Origin of the sequence: Yoonia rosea, from assembly GCF_900156505.1 — a bacterium.
Lineage (GTDB): Bacteria > Pseudomonadota > Alphaproteobacteria > Rhodobacterales > Rhodobacteraceae > Yoonia > Yoonia rosea.
The window spans coordinates 238,640-255,530 of record NZ_FTPR01000001.1; the positions used below are offsets into that span (position 1 = coordinate 238,640).

The 16,891-nt window shown below is 57.1% G+C and carries 11 protein-coding genes and 1 tRNA gene; 6 read left to right on the forward strand and 6 right to left on the reverse strand.

Going from position 1 to position 16,891, the window contains the following annotated elements; translation table 11 throughout:
- Positions 1-88: 88 nt before the first annotated feature.
- Entirely contained in the window at positions 89-1,225 is a 1,137-nt protein-coding gene (gene carA, locus B0B09_RS01135) for a glutamine-hydrolyzing carbamoyl-phosphate synthase small subunit (RefSeq protein ID WP_076658010.1), read from the reverse strand.
- Between the two features lie 174 nt (positions 1,226-1,399).
- On the opposite strand from carA, the gene B0B09_RS01140 reads away from it, so the two are divergent.
- Positions 1,400-1,861, forward strand: coding sequence for a GatB/YqeY domain-containing protein (locus B0B09_RS01140; protein ID WP_076658011.1), 462 nt, complete (start codon positions 1,400-1,402; stop codon positions 1,859-1,861).
- Here B0B09_RS01140 and B0B09_RS01145 read toward each other — a convergent pair.
- From B0B09_RS01145 to ctaD, 3 genes are all read right to left on the reverse strand, one after another.
- Positions 1,842-2,360: a DUF2244 domain-containing protein gene (locus B0B09_RS01145; protein WP_076658012.1), complete on the reverse strand. Its 519-nt coding sequence runs from the start codon at positions 2,358-2,360 to the stop codon at positions 1,842-1,844. The two genes, B0B09_RS01140 and B0B09_RS01145, sit on opposite strands and share 20 nt — an antisense overlap.
- A 60-nt stretch (positions 2,361-2,420) precedes the next feature.
- Positions 2,421-3,245 (reverse strand): glycosyltransferase family 25 protein, encoded by an 825-nt coding sequence (locus tag B0B09_RS01150; RefSeq protein WP_084190695.1) that lies wholly within the window; start codon positions 3,243-3,245, stop codon positions 2,421-2,423.
- 80 nt (positions 3,246-3,325) lie between these two features.
- The gene (gene ctaD, locus B0B09_RS01155; RefSeq protein ID WP_076658014.1) at positions 3,326-4,999 is read right to left on the reverse strand and encodes a cytochrome c oxidase subunit I; all 1,674 of its coding nucleotides are present in this window, start codon (positions 4,997-4,999) and stop codon (positions 3,326-3,328) included.
- Between the two features lie 212 nt (positions 5,000-5,211).
- Between ctaD and B0B09_RS01160 the strand changes: the two genes are divergently transcribed.
- Complete coding sequence (locus tag B0B09_RS01160; protein ID WP_076658015.1) at positions 5,212-6,345, forward strand: carboxylate-amine ligase; 1,134 nt, start codon at positions 5,212-5,214, stop codon at positions 6,343-6,345.
- A gap of 34 nt (positions 6,346-6,379) precedes the next feature.
- Here B0B09_RS01160 and B0B09_RS01165 read toward each other — a convergent pair whose 3' ends face one another.
- Positions 6,380-6,664, reverse strand: a complete 285-nt coding sequence (locus B0B09_RS01165; RefSeq protein ID WP_131824978.1) for a hypothetical protein — start codon at positions 6,662-6,664, stop codon at positions 6,380-6,382.
- A gap of 563 nt (positions 6,665-7,227) precedes the next feature.
- Positions 7,228-7,878, reverse strand: coding sequence for a lipoyl(octanoyl) transferase LipB (lipB, locus tag B0B09_RS01170; RefSeq protein ID WP_076658017.1), 651 nt, complete (start codon positions 7,876-7,878; stop codon positions 7,228-7,230).
- 107 nt (positions 7,879-7,985) lie between these two features.
- On the opposite strand from lipB, the gene B0B09_RS01175 reads away from it, so the two are divergent.
- The 4 genes from B0B09_RS01175 (at position 7,986) to B0B09_RS01190 (ending at position 16,881) form a co-directional block, all read left to right on the forward strand.
- Positions 7,986-8,072, forward strand: a tRNA-Leu gene (locus tag B0B09_RS01175).
- A gap of 467 nt (positions 8,073-8,539) precedes the next feature.
- Complete coding sequence (locus tag B0B09_RS01180) at positions 8,540-9,256, forward strand: tetratricopeptide repeat protein (protein WP_242654316.1); 717 nt, start codon at positions 8,540-8,542, stop codon at positions 9,254-9,256.
- Between the two features lie 8 nt (positions 9,257-9,264).
- A complete protein-coding gene (locus B0B09_RS01185) occupies positions 9,265-10,923 on the forward strand; it encodes a ShlB/FhaC/HecB family hemolysin secretion/activation protein (RefSeq protein ID WP_165689272.1) in 1,659 nt (552 codons plus the stop codon).
- Between the two features lie 12 nt (positions 10,924-10,935).
- Positions 10,936-16,881 carry a two-partner secretion domain-containing protein gene (locus tag B0B09_RS01190; protein ID WP_076658020.1) on the forward strand — a complete coding sequence of 1,982 codons (5,946 nt, stop codon included), beginning with the start codon at positions 10,936-10,938 and terminating at the stop codon, positions 16,879-16,881.
- Positions 16,882-16,891 lie beyond the last annotated feature (10 nt).

Consider the following 16,891-nt stretch of genomic DNA (forward strand, 5'->3'; position numbering starts at 1 on the left):
CCGGGATAGTGCACGAAGCAAACCTAACACCGTCGACTCACATGACGTCTTCGTGCGAGCAATTTGAACGAAATAAGTTAACCAGACGTTAAGCGCTCATCGCCTCGGCAAATCTTTCGAACAGGTAATAGCTGTCCTGCGGACCGGGGCTGGCCTCCGGGTGGTATTGGACGCTGAAAACCGGTCGGTTCGCGATGCGAATACCGCAGTTGCTTCCATCAAACAGCGACACATGCGTTTCCTCGACACCCGCAGGCAGCGTTTGGCTATCAACGGTAAAGCCGTGATTCATCGAAGTGATCTCGACCTTGCCGGTCTCCATGTCTTTGACCGGATGGTTGGCGCCGTGGTGGCCGTGGTTCATCTTGATCGTCTTTGCACCCACGGCGAGCGCCAGCATCTGGTGCCCGAGACAGATGCCAAAGACCGGCAGGTTGGCATCAAGCACACCCTTGATCATGGGGACGGCGTATACACCTGTTGCGGCAGGATCGCCGGGGCCGTTGGACAAAAACACGCCATCAGGGTTCAACGCCAATACGTCTTCGGCGGTTGCCGTCGCGGGCAACACGGTGACATCGCAGCCAGCGCTTGCCAGACAGCGCAGGATGTTGCGCTTGGCACCAAAATCAATCGCGACAACCTTATGCCTCGGCGCGGTTTGTGGCTTGTAGCCTTCGGGCCAGGCCCACCGCATCTCATTCCACTGATAGGACTGGGCACAGGTCACTTCCTTGGCGAGGTCCAGCCCTTCCAACCCCGGGAATTCGCGGGCTTTCTTCACCAGGGCAGCAATATCGAACTGTCCGTCCGGGTTATGGGCCAGTGCCACATGCGGCGCGCCTTGCTGGCGGATCGCCCGCGTCAGACGCCGTGTATCGACGCCGCCCATCCCGATCCGGTTGCGTTTGGTCAACCATGTGGTCAGCTCTTCGGTCGCACGCCAGTTCGAAGCCTGCGTCGGATCCCATTTGACGACCATGCCCGCTGCAACAGGATCAGCAGTTTCATCGTCTTCGGGGTTTACGCCCGTGTTACCGATGTGCGGGAAGGTAAATGTCACAACCTGTCCTGCATAGGACGGGTCTGTCATGATTTCCTGATAGCCGGTCATGGCTGTGTTAAAGCAAAGCTCAGCCACGGTTTCGCCGGTGGCGCCAAAGCCCACTCCATAAAAGATCGTACCGTCCGCGAGTGCCAAACAGGCCGTTGGTTTCTGCGCCATAATCGATCTCCCCAGATGTCAAATTGGTGCGGGTGTACGCAGGCCGGCGGCGCGGGTCAAGGCCGGATTGCGCCCTTGCAAACAAGGGTGACGTTGCGCGCAGGGCGCTTGTCAGTCTGGCGGGTTCACACTATGTTAGCGGTTCGTTTGACGGCAGATGTACTGGACAGATTTATGGATATGCGTGACAGGGTCTCAGCGGCCCTTAAAGATGCGATGCGCGCGAAAGAAGCAGATCGCCTATCAACGCTGCGGCTGATCAATGCCGCAATCAAGGATAAAGACATCGCAGCCCGCGGCACAGGCGATGATGAAGGCGGGGTGTCGAACGAAGGCATTCTGGCGATCTTGGGCCGGATGGTGAAGCAACGTCAGGAAAGCGCGCGCGCCTATGAAGAGGGTGGCCGGCTTGAGTTGGCGGAGAAGGAACTGTCAGAGATCAAGATCATCGAAGAATTCCTGCCCAAGCAACTGAGCGAAGACGAAGCCGCAGCAGCCGTTGACACAGCGATTTCCGAAGTGGGTGCAGAGAGCATCCGCGACATGGGCAAGGTGATGGCCGCACTGAAGGCCAAGTACACAGGGCGTATGGATTTCGGCAAAGCCGGCCCGATGGTCAAAGACCGTTTGGGGTAACAGGCTCGCGCCCCGCGCGAAGCGCGACTTGCAACTCATCAAAAAGCACGAGGCGTTCTTCGGCATCGAGGAACGCACCGATCTCGACCTCGCGGTCACCGCCGCGCAGGGTGATATAGTTTTCAACCGGCCCGCCTTTGGGGTGTAAGTGCGCGGTGACCCAATAGCGGTTGGCCTCCCACTCCTGCACATCGCCTTTGGGATTATGCCGTGCCAGGTAGGCGCGGGCTTCATCCACGGTCAGTTCTTCCAACACCTCGCCACGCCGGTAGCTGACGTGAAGGGCGTACCACACCCCTGCGAGCATCATCCCAAAGAACGGCAGTAGCCCCCAAAGCACCGCTTGCCCCAGAAGTGTGAGCAGGGGGAGCGACACGAGCGCAGCGGTGCCGCCGATGAACAAGACAAAGTCTTTGCGCAGCAGTGAGCGATAGGGCCAGAGGCTAAGCTGCCAACGGCGATCTTGGTGGGGTGGGGTCGGGGTCCATTCGTAGGGCATGCGTAGTGGCTTAGGCTAGTTTGGTGTTCAGGTTCATTGTCCTGAATACCATATAGGCCCTTACTTCCTGAATGGGACCCTTTGGGGTGTATTCGAGAAAACTTTCCAGAACGAATACTTTGATAACTGTGCATGCAACTGATTGAATGGTCGTTTCAGTTCGCGCAGGACCTTCTTGTATCCGAATTTCATCCGCGGTTTGCCTTGGGCGATAAGCGATATTTCTGCGTTGGCGGGAAGAAAGGCATTCTCTTGGTCCAGAGATTGTTGAATGCAAAGCGCTGGTATCAATTGAAGAAAGTCCCAGTTCAAAAAGGTCGCGTGGGTCCGATTGAACATCTGGACGTCAATCGGCGCAAGTGGTCTTGGCGTCTGATCCAGGAGGCTCTGGGCAGCACGGCGAGAGATAATGTAGCCCGCAGTTCCGCGAAGGTCCCCGCGCGATGTCATCAGCGTGAAATCGCGAAAACCAGTTTCTCGTTGATGGTCGAATATTCCACCGACGCTTGACGTATCAATCTTCACGCATTCGGCAGACTCTGGGATCCAGTCAGCTTGCCCAAGAAGTGTCGCGGCGTCCGACGAGAGTTGAATGTCGTCCTCGAACACAGCCGCATATGCGTCAGGTTGGTCTACGATCATTTGCCAGGTCTTGCGGTGGCTCAGAAAGCAGCCAATCTCTGGTCCGGTCAGTGTCCGGTGCCAGCGTTCTTCGGATGCAGTCAGGCGCCATTCTTCCAGGTCAGCATTTCGCCCATCGATCGCGCTGACCCGCGTCGCCTTGAGCGACAGGGAACGGAACGTTGTTTCCATGTGTTCGCGTCGTGCAACTGAACGGTCTAGATTGATGAAGTAACATGGTAGAGGCATAGGGCCATTTCTCATATTTCATGTTCAAGCAAACACGGGAAAGTCAAACAAAAGAGGGCCCCCAACGGGGCCCTCTTTCTTGTCTATACTCTCGCTTAGTGCGCGTGCTGCTTGTCCCAGTCGGACTGCTTTGGCAGTGTCTCGAATGTGTGCTCTGGTGGTGGGCTTGGCAGTGTCCACTCCAGTGTGTCTGCATATTCGTTCCAAGGGTTGTTCTCGGTGACGCGCTTGCCCTTTGTCAGGGTCCAGACCATCACGCCGATGAAGAACAGGAAGGAGGCGAAAGACAGGAAGGCACCCCAGCTGGAGACATAGTTCCAGTAAGCGAAGGCTTCGGGGTAGTCGATGTAGCGGCGAGGCATGCCCTGACGGCCCAGGAAGTGCTGCGGGAAGAATGTCAGGTTTGCACCGATGAACATCGTCCAGAAGTGCAGCTTGCCGGCCCACTCAGGGTACATGCGGCCCGACATCTTTGGCAGGTAGAAGTAGATACCCGCGAAGATCGAGAAGACCGCACCAAGGCTCATCACATAGTGGAAGTGTGCAACGACATAGTAAGTGTCGTGGTACACGCGGTCCACACCGGCCTGCGACAACACGATGCCGGTCACACCGCCCAAGGTGAACAGGAACAAGAAGCCCATCGCCCAGAGCATAGGTGTCTTGAACTCAACCGAACCACCCCACATCGTGGCGATCCAGCTGAAGATCTTCACACCTGTCGGTACCGCGATGACCATCGTGGCCAGCATAAAGTAGGACTGCTGTGTCAGCGACATGCCCACGGTGTACATGTGGTGCGCCCAAACGACGAAGCCCAGAACACCAATCGCGACCATCGCATAAACCATCGGCAGGTAGCCGAAGATCGGCTTGCGGCTGAAGGTTGCAATGATGTGGCTGATGATACCAAAGCCGGGGATGATGATGATGTAAACCTCGGGGTGACCGAAGAACCACAGGATGTGTTGGTACAGAACTGGGTCACCACCGCCTTCGGGCTGGAAGAAGGTCGTGCCAAAGTTACGGTCTGTCAGCAGCATCGTGATCGCGCCAGCCAGAACGGGCAGGGCGAGAAGGATCAGCCATGCGGTCACGAAGATCGACCATGCAAAGAGCGGCACCTTGTGCAGCGTCATGCCAGGTGCGCGCATGTTCAGGAAGGTCGTGATCATGTTGATCGCGCCAAGGATTGAGGATGCACCCGACAGGTGGACCGCAAAGATCGCAAGGTCCATCGACATGCCGGTTTCCGAGGTCGACAGCGGCGCATACATAACCCAACCAACGCCGGAACCGGCCTGACCGTTACCGCCTGGGGCCAGCATCGACGCGATGCCAAGCGAGGCACCTGCGACAAACATCCAGTAGGACAGGTTATTCAGGCGGGGAAACGCCATGTCCGGCGCACCGATCTGCAACGGCATGAAGTAGTTACCGAAACCACCGAAAAGGGCCGGAATAACCACAAAAAACATCATCAGGACACCATGATAGGTGATCAAAACGTTCCAGAGGTGGCCATTTGGCGTACATTCACCGGCGGCTGCCGCTGTGAAACGTGCGCCTTCAAGGCACATGTACTGCACGCCGGGCTCCATCAGCTCCATGCGCATGTAGACGGTGAACGCCACCGAGACAAAGCCCAAGAAACCTGCGGTAAACAGGTACAAGATGCCGATATCTTTGTGGTTTGTGGACATAAACCAGCGGGTGAAGAAACCGCGCTCGTCTTCGTGTGCATCGCCGTGGATGGCTGCGTCTGCCATTTTGGCTCTCCTCGTATTGGCTACTTTTGATGTCGCCGAGTCGTTGCCCGACGCACATTTGCTCTGGTTCTAATGCGTTGATGCTTAAGGAGCAACAAAGGATGCGCCGATTTGGCTGGGTTAATTTGGCGCAGGCAAGTGGTGGAATTGATGTGTTGCGCTGACAGATGAAACAATGCCCGCTAGGGTAAAGCAGAAACAGGAGGTAACGCATGGCAGACAAAACCCCGCCATTCACGATTGGCATCGAAGAGGAATACCTGCTGGTCGATCAGACGACATTTGCTTTGGCGCAAGCGCCAGACAGTCTGATTGCGGCCTGCAAGAAAGACCTTGAGGGGCAAGTGAGCCCCGAGTTCCTGCAATGCCAGATCGAAATCGGGACAGGGGTTTGTCAGACGATCGGTGAGGCGCGCCGCGATCTGGCGCATCTGCGCCGCACGGTGGCGCGCCATGCAGCCGACTATGGGTTAGCGCCCATCGCCGCCTCTTGCCATCCGTTTGCAGACTGGAAAGAGCAGCACCACACCGACAAGGAACGTTATCATCAATTGCGCCGCGACCTTGGCGGCGTCGCGCGGCGGATGCTGATTTGCGGGATGCATGTCCATGTGGGCATCCCTGATCAGGATATGCGCATCGATTTGGTCAATAAGCTCAAGTACTTTCTGCCGCACCTTCATGCGCTTTCCACCTCTTCGCCCTATTGGCAGGGCGAAGATACAGGCATGAAATCCTATCGTCTAACGGTGTTTGACAATCTGCCCCGCACCGGCCTGCCGCCCGCGATGGCCGACTGGGCCGAGTTTTCGTCAACGGTTGATACGTTGATTGACCTTGGGCTGATTGAGGACGCTTCAAAAATCTGGTGGGACCTGCGCCCATCGTCAAAATTTCCCACAATCGAATCCCGCATCTGCGACGTCGCTCCGCGGATGGAGGTGACGCTGACATTGGCGGCGTTGACGCAGTGCCTGACGCGCATGCTGTGGCGAAGGTCGCAGACGAGCGCGGGTTGGCCGGTGGTCCAGAATTTCATGATCGGCGAAAACCGATGGCGTGCGCAGCGTTACGGCACTTCGGAGGGCCTGATCGACTTTGGCCGCAAGGCGTTGATCCCGTTTGCGCAAGCCGTGGACGAGATTCTTGCGCTGATCGCAGAAGATGCTGTCGCCCTCGCGTGTGAGGCCGAAGTGAACGCCGCCCGTGACATCGTGGCCAATGGCACGAGCGCAGACCATCAGCGTAAGGTCTTTTCGGCGTCCAAGCAGGCAGGTGCGACTGACAAAGAGGCGCACGACGCTGTCGTCGCGTCTTTGATTGCGGATTTCGAAGCTGATTTATAGCGCAGGCGATGTGTCTGCGCTGCAATCAAAGCCGCTACAAAGCGATCCCGTATTCGATCACGGCCCATTTGAAAACGATAAGCCCGATTGAAAACACTGCGGCTGCCCTGACCCACAAAAACAGGATCAACCATACACCGGCTGCGGTCAAAAGGTTCCAGTACAGATGGTCGTAATATGCACCAAAACCCAACGGTTCGATCAGGAAAGATATCTCGGAAATCGGCTCTAAGAAGATTCCGAAACTGCCGCTTAGTCCGATCGTCAAAAACACCGCACCCACAAACAACGAAATTGCTTGTGACAGTATAAAGTACATTTTTTCGTAGATAGACCGCGACATCGTCATACCAGTACATTCTTGGGGGGGCGCGAATGATATGTCGGTATCAGATGCGTTGACGGCCGTAAACGCTCGTCGAAGTGATTTTATTGCCTTTTGTAGAAATGTGCCTCGTTTCCAGAAGACCCGTTTTATCAGGCTTATTCGCTGATCTGCGCCAACTGACTTTTCTTGACTGCCGAAGGTCGCTGTGATGATGGACCAATCAATGCGACGACGACCAAAAGGACGATAAGAAACAATTCAAACATTTACCAAACTCCAACTATGTAAAAACCCACGATTTATCCGCGACGAATGTCCTGAGTCGTGTCTTAAATGGTTCATGCGCAAAAAAATACCTATCCTAAAGGCTAGAAATTTATAGCAAATCTGGCGTTTCGACCATATCCTTGCCTACTTGGTGACACAATCTAGTCGTTTGCCGCAAGAAAGCCAGAAAGCCCCTGCTGCATCGGCGATAAAGTGTATTGGCACTCACGCGGGTCTGCAGTGTTAAGGTCGAAATGCCGTTGCGTCACTGGCACTGAAGAAGCGGGCTATTGGCGAAATTGACTGTTGAAGGTCTGCCGCAGCGCCACGTCCACATCGTCCATCGTGACCGGAAGCCCCAAGTCAACGAGCGATGTAACGCCGTGATCACGAATCCCGCAGGGAACGATACCCTCAAAGTGGCTCAGGTCCGGTTCTACATTGATCGACATCCCGTGAAGCGACACCCATTTGCGCAGGCGGATACCAAGGGCTGCGATTTTGTCTTCTGCACATGAGCCGTCGGCGTTTCGCGGTTTTTCAGGTCGTTCCACCCAGACACCGACGCGTCCTTCACGGATTTCGCCTTTGATGTTGAAAGTCTCGAGTGTCGCGATCACCCATGCTTCAAGATCTTTGACAAACCGGCGCACGTCATGCCCGCGTTTGCCGACATCGAGCATCACATAAACCACCCGCTGCCCCGGGCCGTGGTATGTGTATTCTCCGCCGCGCCGCGCCTCATGAACAGGAAAACGGTCTGGATCGACCAGATCATCAGGTTTTGCCGAGGTGCCCGAGGTGTAAAGCGGGGGATGTTCAAGCAGCCAGATACACTCATCCGCGGTGCCCTCAATAATGCCCGCAACACGGGTTTCCATAAAGGACAGCGCCTCTTGGTAATCGGTCAGGCCGTCTGTTGTGATCCATTCCACCATACACGTCAGGTAACGTCGGCATGTTGCGTTGAAAAGGGGGTGTTTTCCCTCTTGGCATCGCAAAACGCCTCGTCTATGAGTGCCGCACTTACCAAGCTAGTGGTCTTGCGGTCGTGGCGGAATTGGTAGACGCGCAGCGTTGAGGTCGCTGTGAGGTAACACTCGTGGGGGTTCGAGTCCCCCCGACCGCACCAGAACTTTGCAAAATTCCATATATACTTGATTAGTCGGCGCTAGCCGGCCACCTGCGACACGCATTGCAGCACACAATCGAGACAAAAGGGCTCTCACAAGCATAATCAATCACATCATCCGGCTTGCGACTGGTGTTCTCAGATTCCGTCGAAGTCCCCCAGGGTCAGGACTCATAACCCGCTGATGGCGGTTGCGGCGAGGGCAATTGCCGAGATGCCGCGTTGTCGAACGCGCCTCATCCATGAACATACTGCATGTCGCAGAAACCTTCGTTCTGATGTCAGACACAGAGTTAAGAAATAGCTACTTCGGTGTTGACGATTCGTCTCTTGGTTGTTTTATCAGTACGCATAATTCTTCACAGATTGGTTCTGCTATGCGTTGTTTTCATTATACTTTATTAGCTTTTGTTCCCTTTTTATGGACAATCCCCGCTGCTGCCGATGTCGCGCAGGGTGTTGAGCTTTTGGACGCAGGAGATGTATCCGGTGCGGCCACAGAATTTGCTGCCGCTTATGAAGCAGGCGACAGCGAAGGCGCGTTTTATCTGGGCCGCTTGTTTGAATTGGGGCTGGGTACCGAGCAAGACGAGATGCGCGCGGCCAACTTGTATGCTGCCGCCGCCGAGGGTGGATCGATAAAAGCGCAGGTCCGACTTGGCCTCATGTATCACGAGGGGCGCGTCTTGCTTAGGGATTATGAAGAAGGCACCCGGCTTCTTTGCGAAGCTGCCGATGCGGGCGATGCCGATGGTCAGTTGAACTGTGGTTTGGCATATCGCGCCGGTCGCGGAGTAGGGCCTGATGATGCGCGGGCCCTGTCATATTGGCAGCGCGCCGCCGATCAGGGCAACATTCTGGCGATGAACGTGCTGGGTCAGACCGCACTTGCAAGTGGCAACGTTGAGCAGGCAGCCGTGTATTTGAAGCAATCTGCTGATCTCGGGAATGCAGGCGGCATGTTTGAATACGCCAAGCTGTTGATGATCGGGGCGTCCCCTGATCCGGTTACGGCCTATTCCTATGCCAACTTGGCGGTTGTGCGTGGTCTGGCGGATGCGGGCGTGCTGCGGGACGAAATCGAAGCACAACTCACTGCTGAACAGGTCGCGGCTGGTCAGGCCATGGCGCGCGCGTGGACCGAGGCGCGGATCCTCGCAGAGGGCGCTGAGCAAGAGAATTGATCGAGGCTTTGGTTCACCGTTCCCGCTTTACCGCACTGAGTGGCGCATTCGGGTTGCTAGCCGGTGTCGCTCAGGCGCAGGTTAATTGTATTCCGATTGATACGATTGAGGTGACGGGCGTCACATTGTTGCGTGCTGCCGAGACCGACGCGGCCCTTGCCCCCTTTCGCGGGCAGTGTCTGGACATAGACGGGATCAATGGCGCGCTCGAGGCGATTACATTCCTCTATGTTGACAAGGGCTATGTTACCGCACGCGCCTATCTGCCCGAGCAAAACATTGCGGATCGGTCGCTGGATATCACGGTGGTTGAGGGTGAATTGTCAGCTGTTACCTTTAATGGTGAGACCCGCCCCCTCTGGGAAGCGATTGTGTTTCCAGACCTGAGCGGTAAAGCGGCCAACCTGCGCGAGATCGAGCAAGGATTGGAGATTATCCGCGCGATGCCATCTTACAACGCGACGATGGAGATCAGCGCGGGTGCGGAAGAAGGCCAGTCTGTGCTTGAGGTGACAGCAGTGGCCGAGCGGCCCTGGACCGCGCGGATCGGGGCCAACAACGGCGGAACACCGGATAATGGCGAATATGTCGGCACCATTGATCTGACCTATGATCATCTGCTGGGGCTGAATGAGACATGGTCGCTCAACCTGTCGCGCGGGTCTGAGGAATACCCGTTTTCGCCAGACACAGGCGGCGCCGGAACCGAAGCCATCGGTGGGTCGCTCCGCTTGCCTTACGGGCGGTGGGCGCTGACGGGAAACTATCGGTATTCCAGCTATGAAACCGACACTTTGGGCCCGATTACCGCGATTGGCACCGATGGCTGGACAACGACGGCGGACATCGGCCTGAGCCGTGTCATGCACCGCAATCAGACCAGCAAAACAACTCTGTCCGGCAACGTCGAATACCGCGACAACGTGAACCGCATTGCAGAAATTGAGATCAACGCCTCAAGCCGGACACTGGCCAGCGCGCGCCTTGATCTTGAACATGAACGCAGCGTCTGGGGCGGCAGCCTGACAACGCGGCTCGGATATGAGCAGGGGCTTTCGGCCTTTGGCGCCGAAGAAAAGGGCGATCCGTTTTCCTCGGCGAACCCGCAGTTTTCATTGAGTGATTTCGAAATCAGCTATTTCCGGCCGTGGCAGCCAGAGATTGGCACTCTGAGCCTGACATCCGCATTGCGCGGCCAATTCAGTGACGATGACCTTTATGGGGCCTATCGTTTTGGTCTGGGTGGCCAATCATCCGTGCGCGGCGTCAAAAGCTGGACGAATGAGGGCGAACCTGCACGGCCCGACCCGGATGGTGGGCCCGATTTGGAACCGGTAGATGCCGTGAATGTCGGACTGTTCACAGGCAATACGGGTGTCGTGTGGCGCAACGATATGGCTTGGTCGCCTCAACTGGAACTCCCCAGCCAATTGGGGCGCTTTCAGGTCTATGGTGCGCTGGACGCCGGTGTTGTGGATTTTGATCGCTCGGGCGCGGGCAAGGCCTTGTCAGGGGGCGCCATTGGTATGCGGACCGTGGGCGGTCTTTATTCGTTTGATGTGGCATGGCAACGGTTGATCGCGATTGACGAGGAAACAACCTCGGCGCTTTCGCCCGTTCTCGACCCTGATGGTATTTTCATTGTTTCTCTTTCAGCCCGATTTTAAGGTGATGATAATATGGCACGCACATTGAAGACATATGCAAAGAACGCGGTTTCTGTGCTGTGCATGACTTTGATCAGCACACAGCCGTTGCTGGCACAGTCGATCGTTGCTGATGGCAACGGCCCGCTCGTCATTCAGGCGCCAAATGGTACGCCGATGGTTATGATCGCAACGCCTGGTGCGAACGGGCTGTCGCACAATACCTATACCGAATTTGGCGTTGGGCCTGGCGGTGCGATCCTGAACAACGCCGACAGCAACACGATCCTGACAGATCTTGCAGGACAAGTGCAGGGTAACAGTAATCTTTCCGGCGGTGCGGCAAGCATCATCCTCAATGAGGTCACATCGACAAACCCGTCAGTTCTGAACGGGTTTTTAGAAGTTGCCGGCCAACAGGCTGATGTCATCGTTGCCAACCCCAACGGGATCACCTGCGACGGGTGCGGTTTTATCAATACCAACCGTGGCACACTGACGACAGGCACGCCGACAGTCGAAGCCGGCGCCTTGACTGGGTTTTCGGTTGACGGGGGTGCCATCCAGATCGGGACCGGGGGCCTTGATGCCTCGGATACAACAACATTCGATCTGATTTCGCGTCAGATCATGGTGGGCGGTGTCGTCAGCGGACAACGCATTCGTATCGTGGCGGGCCGCAATGATGTGCTTTATGCGACGGGCGAAGTGACCGAGAAGGCAAGTGACGGGTCCACGGCCCCTGCATTGGCCATCGATTCCACCGCACTGGGTGGCATGTTTGCCAATGCCATCACCATCACATCAACAGAGGACGGGGTTGGCGTGCGTGCGCCGCAGAACATGGCGGCCAATGCGGGTGGCATGATGATCACCGCTGATGGCCGTTTGGTGATGAACAACGCAACCGCCAGTCAGAATATCGAGGTGCGCAGCAGCGACCGTGTTGAGGTGCAGGGCAATGTGGTCGCGCAAGAGATTGACGTTACGAGCGCCGATGATCTGGTGCTGGCTGCGAATGCAAATCTGGTTGCCGAAAGCGCGGCCATCCTGACCACAGGTGGCGATCTTGATGTCGGCGCAGGTGCCGAGATTGCCGCAACCCGTTTTGATTTTGACATTGCCCATGCCTTTCGTGTCGCCAACGGCGCTGATGTTGTTTCGGTTGAAACAGCCGAGATTGAAGCCGAGAGTCTGCTGAACTTTGGCACGCTTGCCTCAACCGACGGGGGCTTGCTGGTCACGACCAGTCTTGATCTGACGAACGCGGGGCTGATGTTCGGCGACACGGGCGTCACCCTGCGCAGCGATGAATCGATTTTTAACAATGGTGGCAGCATTGTCGCCAATGGCGATGTAACGATCCGTGGCGACAGCAACGCCCGCGCGCTCGCCTTTACCAACCAGTTTGGCGGTGTGGTTGAGACAATCACCGGTGACATCAGCATTTCCGCTGTCAGCTTTGGCAATTTGCGCGATGAGATCGGACCGGAACTGGCCGATGGCGTGCGCACCGACGGCGATGCGAACGACGCGGTCTGCGAAGGCGACACCTGTTACGAAGAGCTCTTTGCCGGTGACGCGATCAGCTATGAAAACGAGGCTTCCCGGATCATCTCGGCCGGTAACATCGTGATCAATGCCGATGCCGCGACGAATGCCTACAGCACCATTTCGGCCTTTGGCAACATTACGATTGCAGGCGGTAGCCTGACCAACATCGGGCAGAACTACTACCGCGATAACGGTGTTGGCAGCCTTGAGTTCATCGGTGCGGATTTCGGCGTCATCGAAGCGGGCGGTGCGATCAATGGCACAGCCATCGCGGGATATGTTGTGAATGGCGCAACCACGGCGCTGGCTGCACCCGAAGATTTGACTGGGACAACAAATACCGACCTCAGCACTGTCGATGTCGCATCTATCGGCAACCCGGACCTGATGGTCGTGAACCAGGACCCGGAAGCTGAGTTTCTTGTCGAAACACGCCCGGAATTTGTGGATCTGGATCAGTTCGTCTCGTCCGATTACTTTCTGGACGCGATCCAGTACGACCCGGAACTGAAACGCTTCGGCGATGCCTACGCGGAAGTGCAACTGATCCGCAAGCAATTGCAAGAGTTGCTCGGTCAGCTGATCCTGACCACCGGCATTGATGAACGCGCGCAGATCGAGGCAATGTATAACAACGCGATCAATGCGCTTGAAAACCTTGATCTTACACCCGGTGTGGCCTTGACGCCTGACCAGATCGGCGCACTGACCAGCGATATCATCTGGCTCGAAGAAACCGTGATTGATGGCCAGCGGGTGCTTGCACCGAAGGTCTACCTCGCCAATCCAGAAATTCGTTTTGCGGGTCTGAGCGGTGCGATGATCACCGGTCAGAACGTGAACTTCAACACCGGCAATTTTGACAACTCCGGCAGCATCCGCGCCACAGACACAATCAGCATCGCGGTCCGCGATACCTTCCGCTCGTCCAGCGGGACAATCTCGGCCGAGAACATCGCCGTGATCGGCAACAATATCGAAATCGTTACGGATGCGCGGACTGTCGTGACCGAGCGGGGCATAACATTGGTCAGATTGCCGTTGTTCCCCAGCACGAGCTGGACCGACCGCGAAGACCGCGCGCTGCAACCGGCGACTTTTGCGGCGGGCAGCACCATTGTGCTGACAGCGCGCGATTCCATCACAACAGCCGGGGCCCAGATTACCGCTGGCGACAATATCACTCTTCTGGCCGGTGGCGATATTACGATCGGGGCTCTTGCGTTGGCATCCGAGCGGGGCAGGACGAGCGGCTCGAACCGCAACCGGATCGAACGCTTTGACCACCTTACCACCAGCCTGAGTGCCGAAGGTGACATCACCATTCTGTCGTCGGGCAATGTACCGGGGCAAAATGACATCGTGCTGGAAGGTGCGAGTGTCACCGCAGGCGGCAATGTCGGCCTGATCGCGCAAGACGGCGATTTGGTTCTTGCCGCTGTCACGGATGTGTACTTCCGCGATTACGCACGCAAAAGCGGCAACATCATTCGCAAGAAAATCACCCGGTCACAGACCTTGAACGTAACCAACCGGACGACATCGATCACCGGGGCCTCTATTACCGGGGTTGCAGCCCGCAACATCTTTGTCGAAGGCAGCCGCTTTACGATACCCGGCGTTCCCAACAGCGATCTGGCACCGGGGCAACTGTCGCTTGTTTCGGTCAACGGCAGCACGACCTTCACGGCACCGACGGATATAAGGGCCAGATCAAGCTTCAGAAGTACGCGGTATCTGGGCGGGCTGATCACCAATTCTCGCGACAAACGGTCCCTTGTGACCGATAGCGTGGGCGCGGTCGCCAATACGGCAGGTGACATCGGTATCAATTCCGGCGCGGACCTGACGCTGACCGCCGTGGATTTCAACGCTGGCGGCGAATTTGTCACGCAGGTCACCGGCACGACTTATCTGCTGGCTGCGATCAACGTCGAGTATGACTTCCTTGTCGAGCATAAAGACAACGGTGTCATCATGACCGATATCCGGTCCGAGGATCTGACTGAAAACGTCACATTCAACGCGATCGAAGCGGCAGGCGGCGTCAATTTCGACATCACCTCGCAGATCGTTCTGGCCGGCGTACGCAATCCACTGATCGACAGCATGCAAACCGGCGGCTGGGTGGCCGAGAGCGCAGACAGCGGGCGAATGAACATCGCGGACGTCTATCTGGACAAATCCGATGACGCTGCGGCAACAGATGAGGACGCAACCGACGAGGATCCACACTGGCGTGAGGGCGGGGAATGGTCCGAAGAGGGTGAATTCTTGGTGCGGCAGGTGGCCCTGCCCACAGGCGCGGATGGTGCCGAATACGCCTATCTGGCGGGCGTCCTGAGCCGCGAGAGCACGATCAATGAGCCGATCGAACTGGTCAGCTATAGCTTCTATGAAAAAGAACAAGCCCTGAGCCCCGCGTTCAAGGCACTGCTGACGGTGGTGGTGACACAGGGTGTGGACCTGAGCGGTTTCCTCAACATCGCCGGAAATTTGCATGGCGTCGGCGGTGTTGCCCTGACGACAGGAACAGGTGCTGCCACACAACTGACCGCACTTGGAACAGCGGTGAATGCGATGGCCGCGAGTACGATCGTCGGCGTGATTGATGGCGCTGTCGCCGGTGACATCGACATGGGCGAGATTCTTGGCCAGGCCAGTTTCTCTGCGCTCTCGGCTGGTCTGACAGCAAAGATCGATCTCGCCACCTTTGGCGGTGACTGGGAGGGGATGGCCTGGGCCGAGGAATCCATTGGTTTTGGTAAAAACCTGACCTTTGCAAATCTGGTCGAGCACGGAATTGATGCAACGATCACTGCGGGGCTCAGTTCCGCGGTCTATGAAACCGATTTCCTCGATAGCTTCGAGAGCAGCTTGAAAGCCTCTGCTGTCAACATGGTCATGGCTGACTTGCAGGCGGGTGTTGGTGACGGGGTCGAGCGCGAGCTTTATAGCGAGGGCAGCGTCCCCCACGCACTGCTCCACGGCGCGGTAGGCTGTGCGGCGGCAGAGGGGCTCGGGGGGAATTGCGCATCCGGCGCGGCGGCGGGCATCGCGCAATCGGTCTTTGCGGGGCTGCAGGAGGGTGAGCCGAAGCAGCAGCTGGGTCAGTCCGATGAGGACTACGCTGCCGTCTATGCCGCTTGGAAGAACGATGTCGCGGGGCAGGCCAAGCTGCTGGGGGCCGTTGTCGGCTACACGACCTCCGGCGGGCAGGCTGTCAACGTCAGCAACGCGGCCAGCATCGCCGAAAGCGGGGCGCGGCATAATTACCTGAATCACACCCAGCGCGCCCGCGTCGAAAAACTAATCGATGAGTTGAACAGTTGTCGCGTCACGCGCGACTGCTCCCTTGCCGAACATGACGCGATGGTGACCGAGTTGCGTCAGTTGCAGGATGTGTCCTCGCAACAAACCATTGCAATGCTGGCGGCCTGCGAGAACGGCCCGTCACCGGCCTGCGCGGCCCATGTGGCGGCAGCTGCGGAGTTTGAGGAGTGGGCGTGGCACTCTGCCTACAACGATCTGGGCCGGGTCGTCGGCTTCACGCCATCGATGTTTCAGGCGCGGACGGCGGGTGCCGGTTATGATCTCGACAACGATGTGAACCTAGATATGATTGCCCTGGAGCTCGCGCGCGGCATTCAGAGCGGCACGCTCGCCCCTGATGTGGCGGCCGCGCAGCTACTTGCAGCACTGCAACGGCAGGATGGCGGGATGAAGGTTCTGGGGGGTGTCGGTCAGACCCTGAGCGCCGGGGCGTGCTTTGTGACAAAGCTGACCTGTGTGCTTGGCCTGGCCAATGCGGCGGTGGGCGTCGATCGCACCTATGAGGGGACGGTCACGCTGATCTCGGGCGAAAACCAGCTTTCGGCGATCGAGGCCGGTCTGGTCGCGACAGGCTATTCTGCGACCGAAGCCGAGGCGTTGCGCGATGATATCGAAGCAGGGGTGGCCATCGTGACGGTCGGCGTCGGCGGCGCGTATTTCGTCTATCGCGGAGGCATCGCTGTCGCCCAACTGGGCAAGGTTGACGGGTTGCCGGGGGCGGGTGCTCCAAATAGGCTAGCGTTGATTGATGATCTGCAAGCGAGTGGTGCAAAAATCACGCCAGAGAATGTTGTAGACATTCAGAAACTACCTGATGGTCGGACGGTCTGGCTGGAAACGGGTAATAATTCGGCTGGTTTGCAGCACATTAACCGTCATGCGGATGAGTTTGCACAGAAAGGCATTTTACAGGATCAAATCCCCGACGCTGTATTCTCGGCGCTACAACACAATAATGTGGTCGGGTACCAAGGTGCAGGAACTGGTCGCCCCATATATGAATATACATTCAATGGGCAGACACACCGCATGGCAATCACTGTAGGCGACAACGGGTTTATCGTTGGCGCAAACCCCACATCGCTGCCGTAGAGGGCTGAAC

What these genes read in the sequence shown, in the direction of transcription:
- B0B09_RS01150 (WP_084190695.1), bottom strand. Translation starts at nt 3,245, where the DNA reads ATGAGAAATGGCCCTATGCCTCTACCATGTTACTTCATCAATCTAGAC.
- B0B09_RS01165 (WP_131824978.1), bottom strand. Translation starts at nt 6,664, where the DNA reads ATGTACTTTATACTGTCACAAGCAATTTCGTTGTTTGTGGGTGCGGTG.
- B0B09_RS01190 (WP_076658020.1), top strand. Translation starts at nt 10,936, where the DNA reads ATGGCACGCACATTGAAGACATATGCAAAGAACGCGGTTTCTGTGCTG.
- ctaD (WP_076658014.1), bottom strand. Translation starts at nt 4,999, where the DNA reads ATGGCAGACGCAGCCATCCACGGCGATGCACACGAAGACGAGCGCGGT.
- B0B09_RS01160 (WP_076658015.1), top strand. Translation starts at nt 5,212, where the DNA reads ATGGCAGACAAAACCCCGCCATTCACGATTGGCATCGAAGAGGAATAC.
- carA (WP_076658010.1), bottom strand. Translation starts at nt 1,225, where the DNA reads ATGGCGCAGAAACCAACGGCCTGTTTGGCACTCGCGGACGGTACGATC.
- B0B09_RS01140 (WP_076658011.1), top strand. Translation starts at nt 1,400, where the DNA reads ATGGATATGCGTGACAGGGTCTCAGCGGCCCTTAAAGATGCGATGCGC.
- lipB (WP_076658017.1), bottom strand. Translation starts at nt 7,878, where the DNA reads ATGGTGGAATGGATCACAACAGACGGCCTGACCGATTACCAAGAGGCG.
- B0B09_RS01145 (WP_076658012.1), bottom strand. Translation starts at nt 2,360, where the DNA reads ATGCCCTACGAATGGACCCCGACCCCACCCCACCAAGATCGCCGTTGG.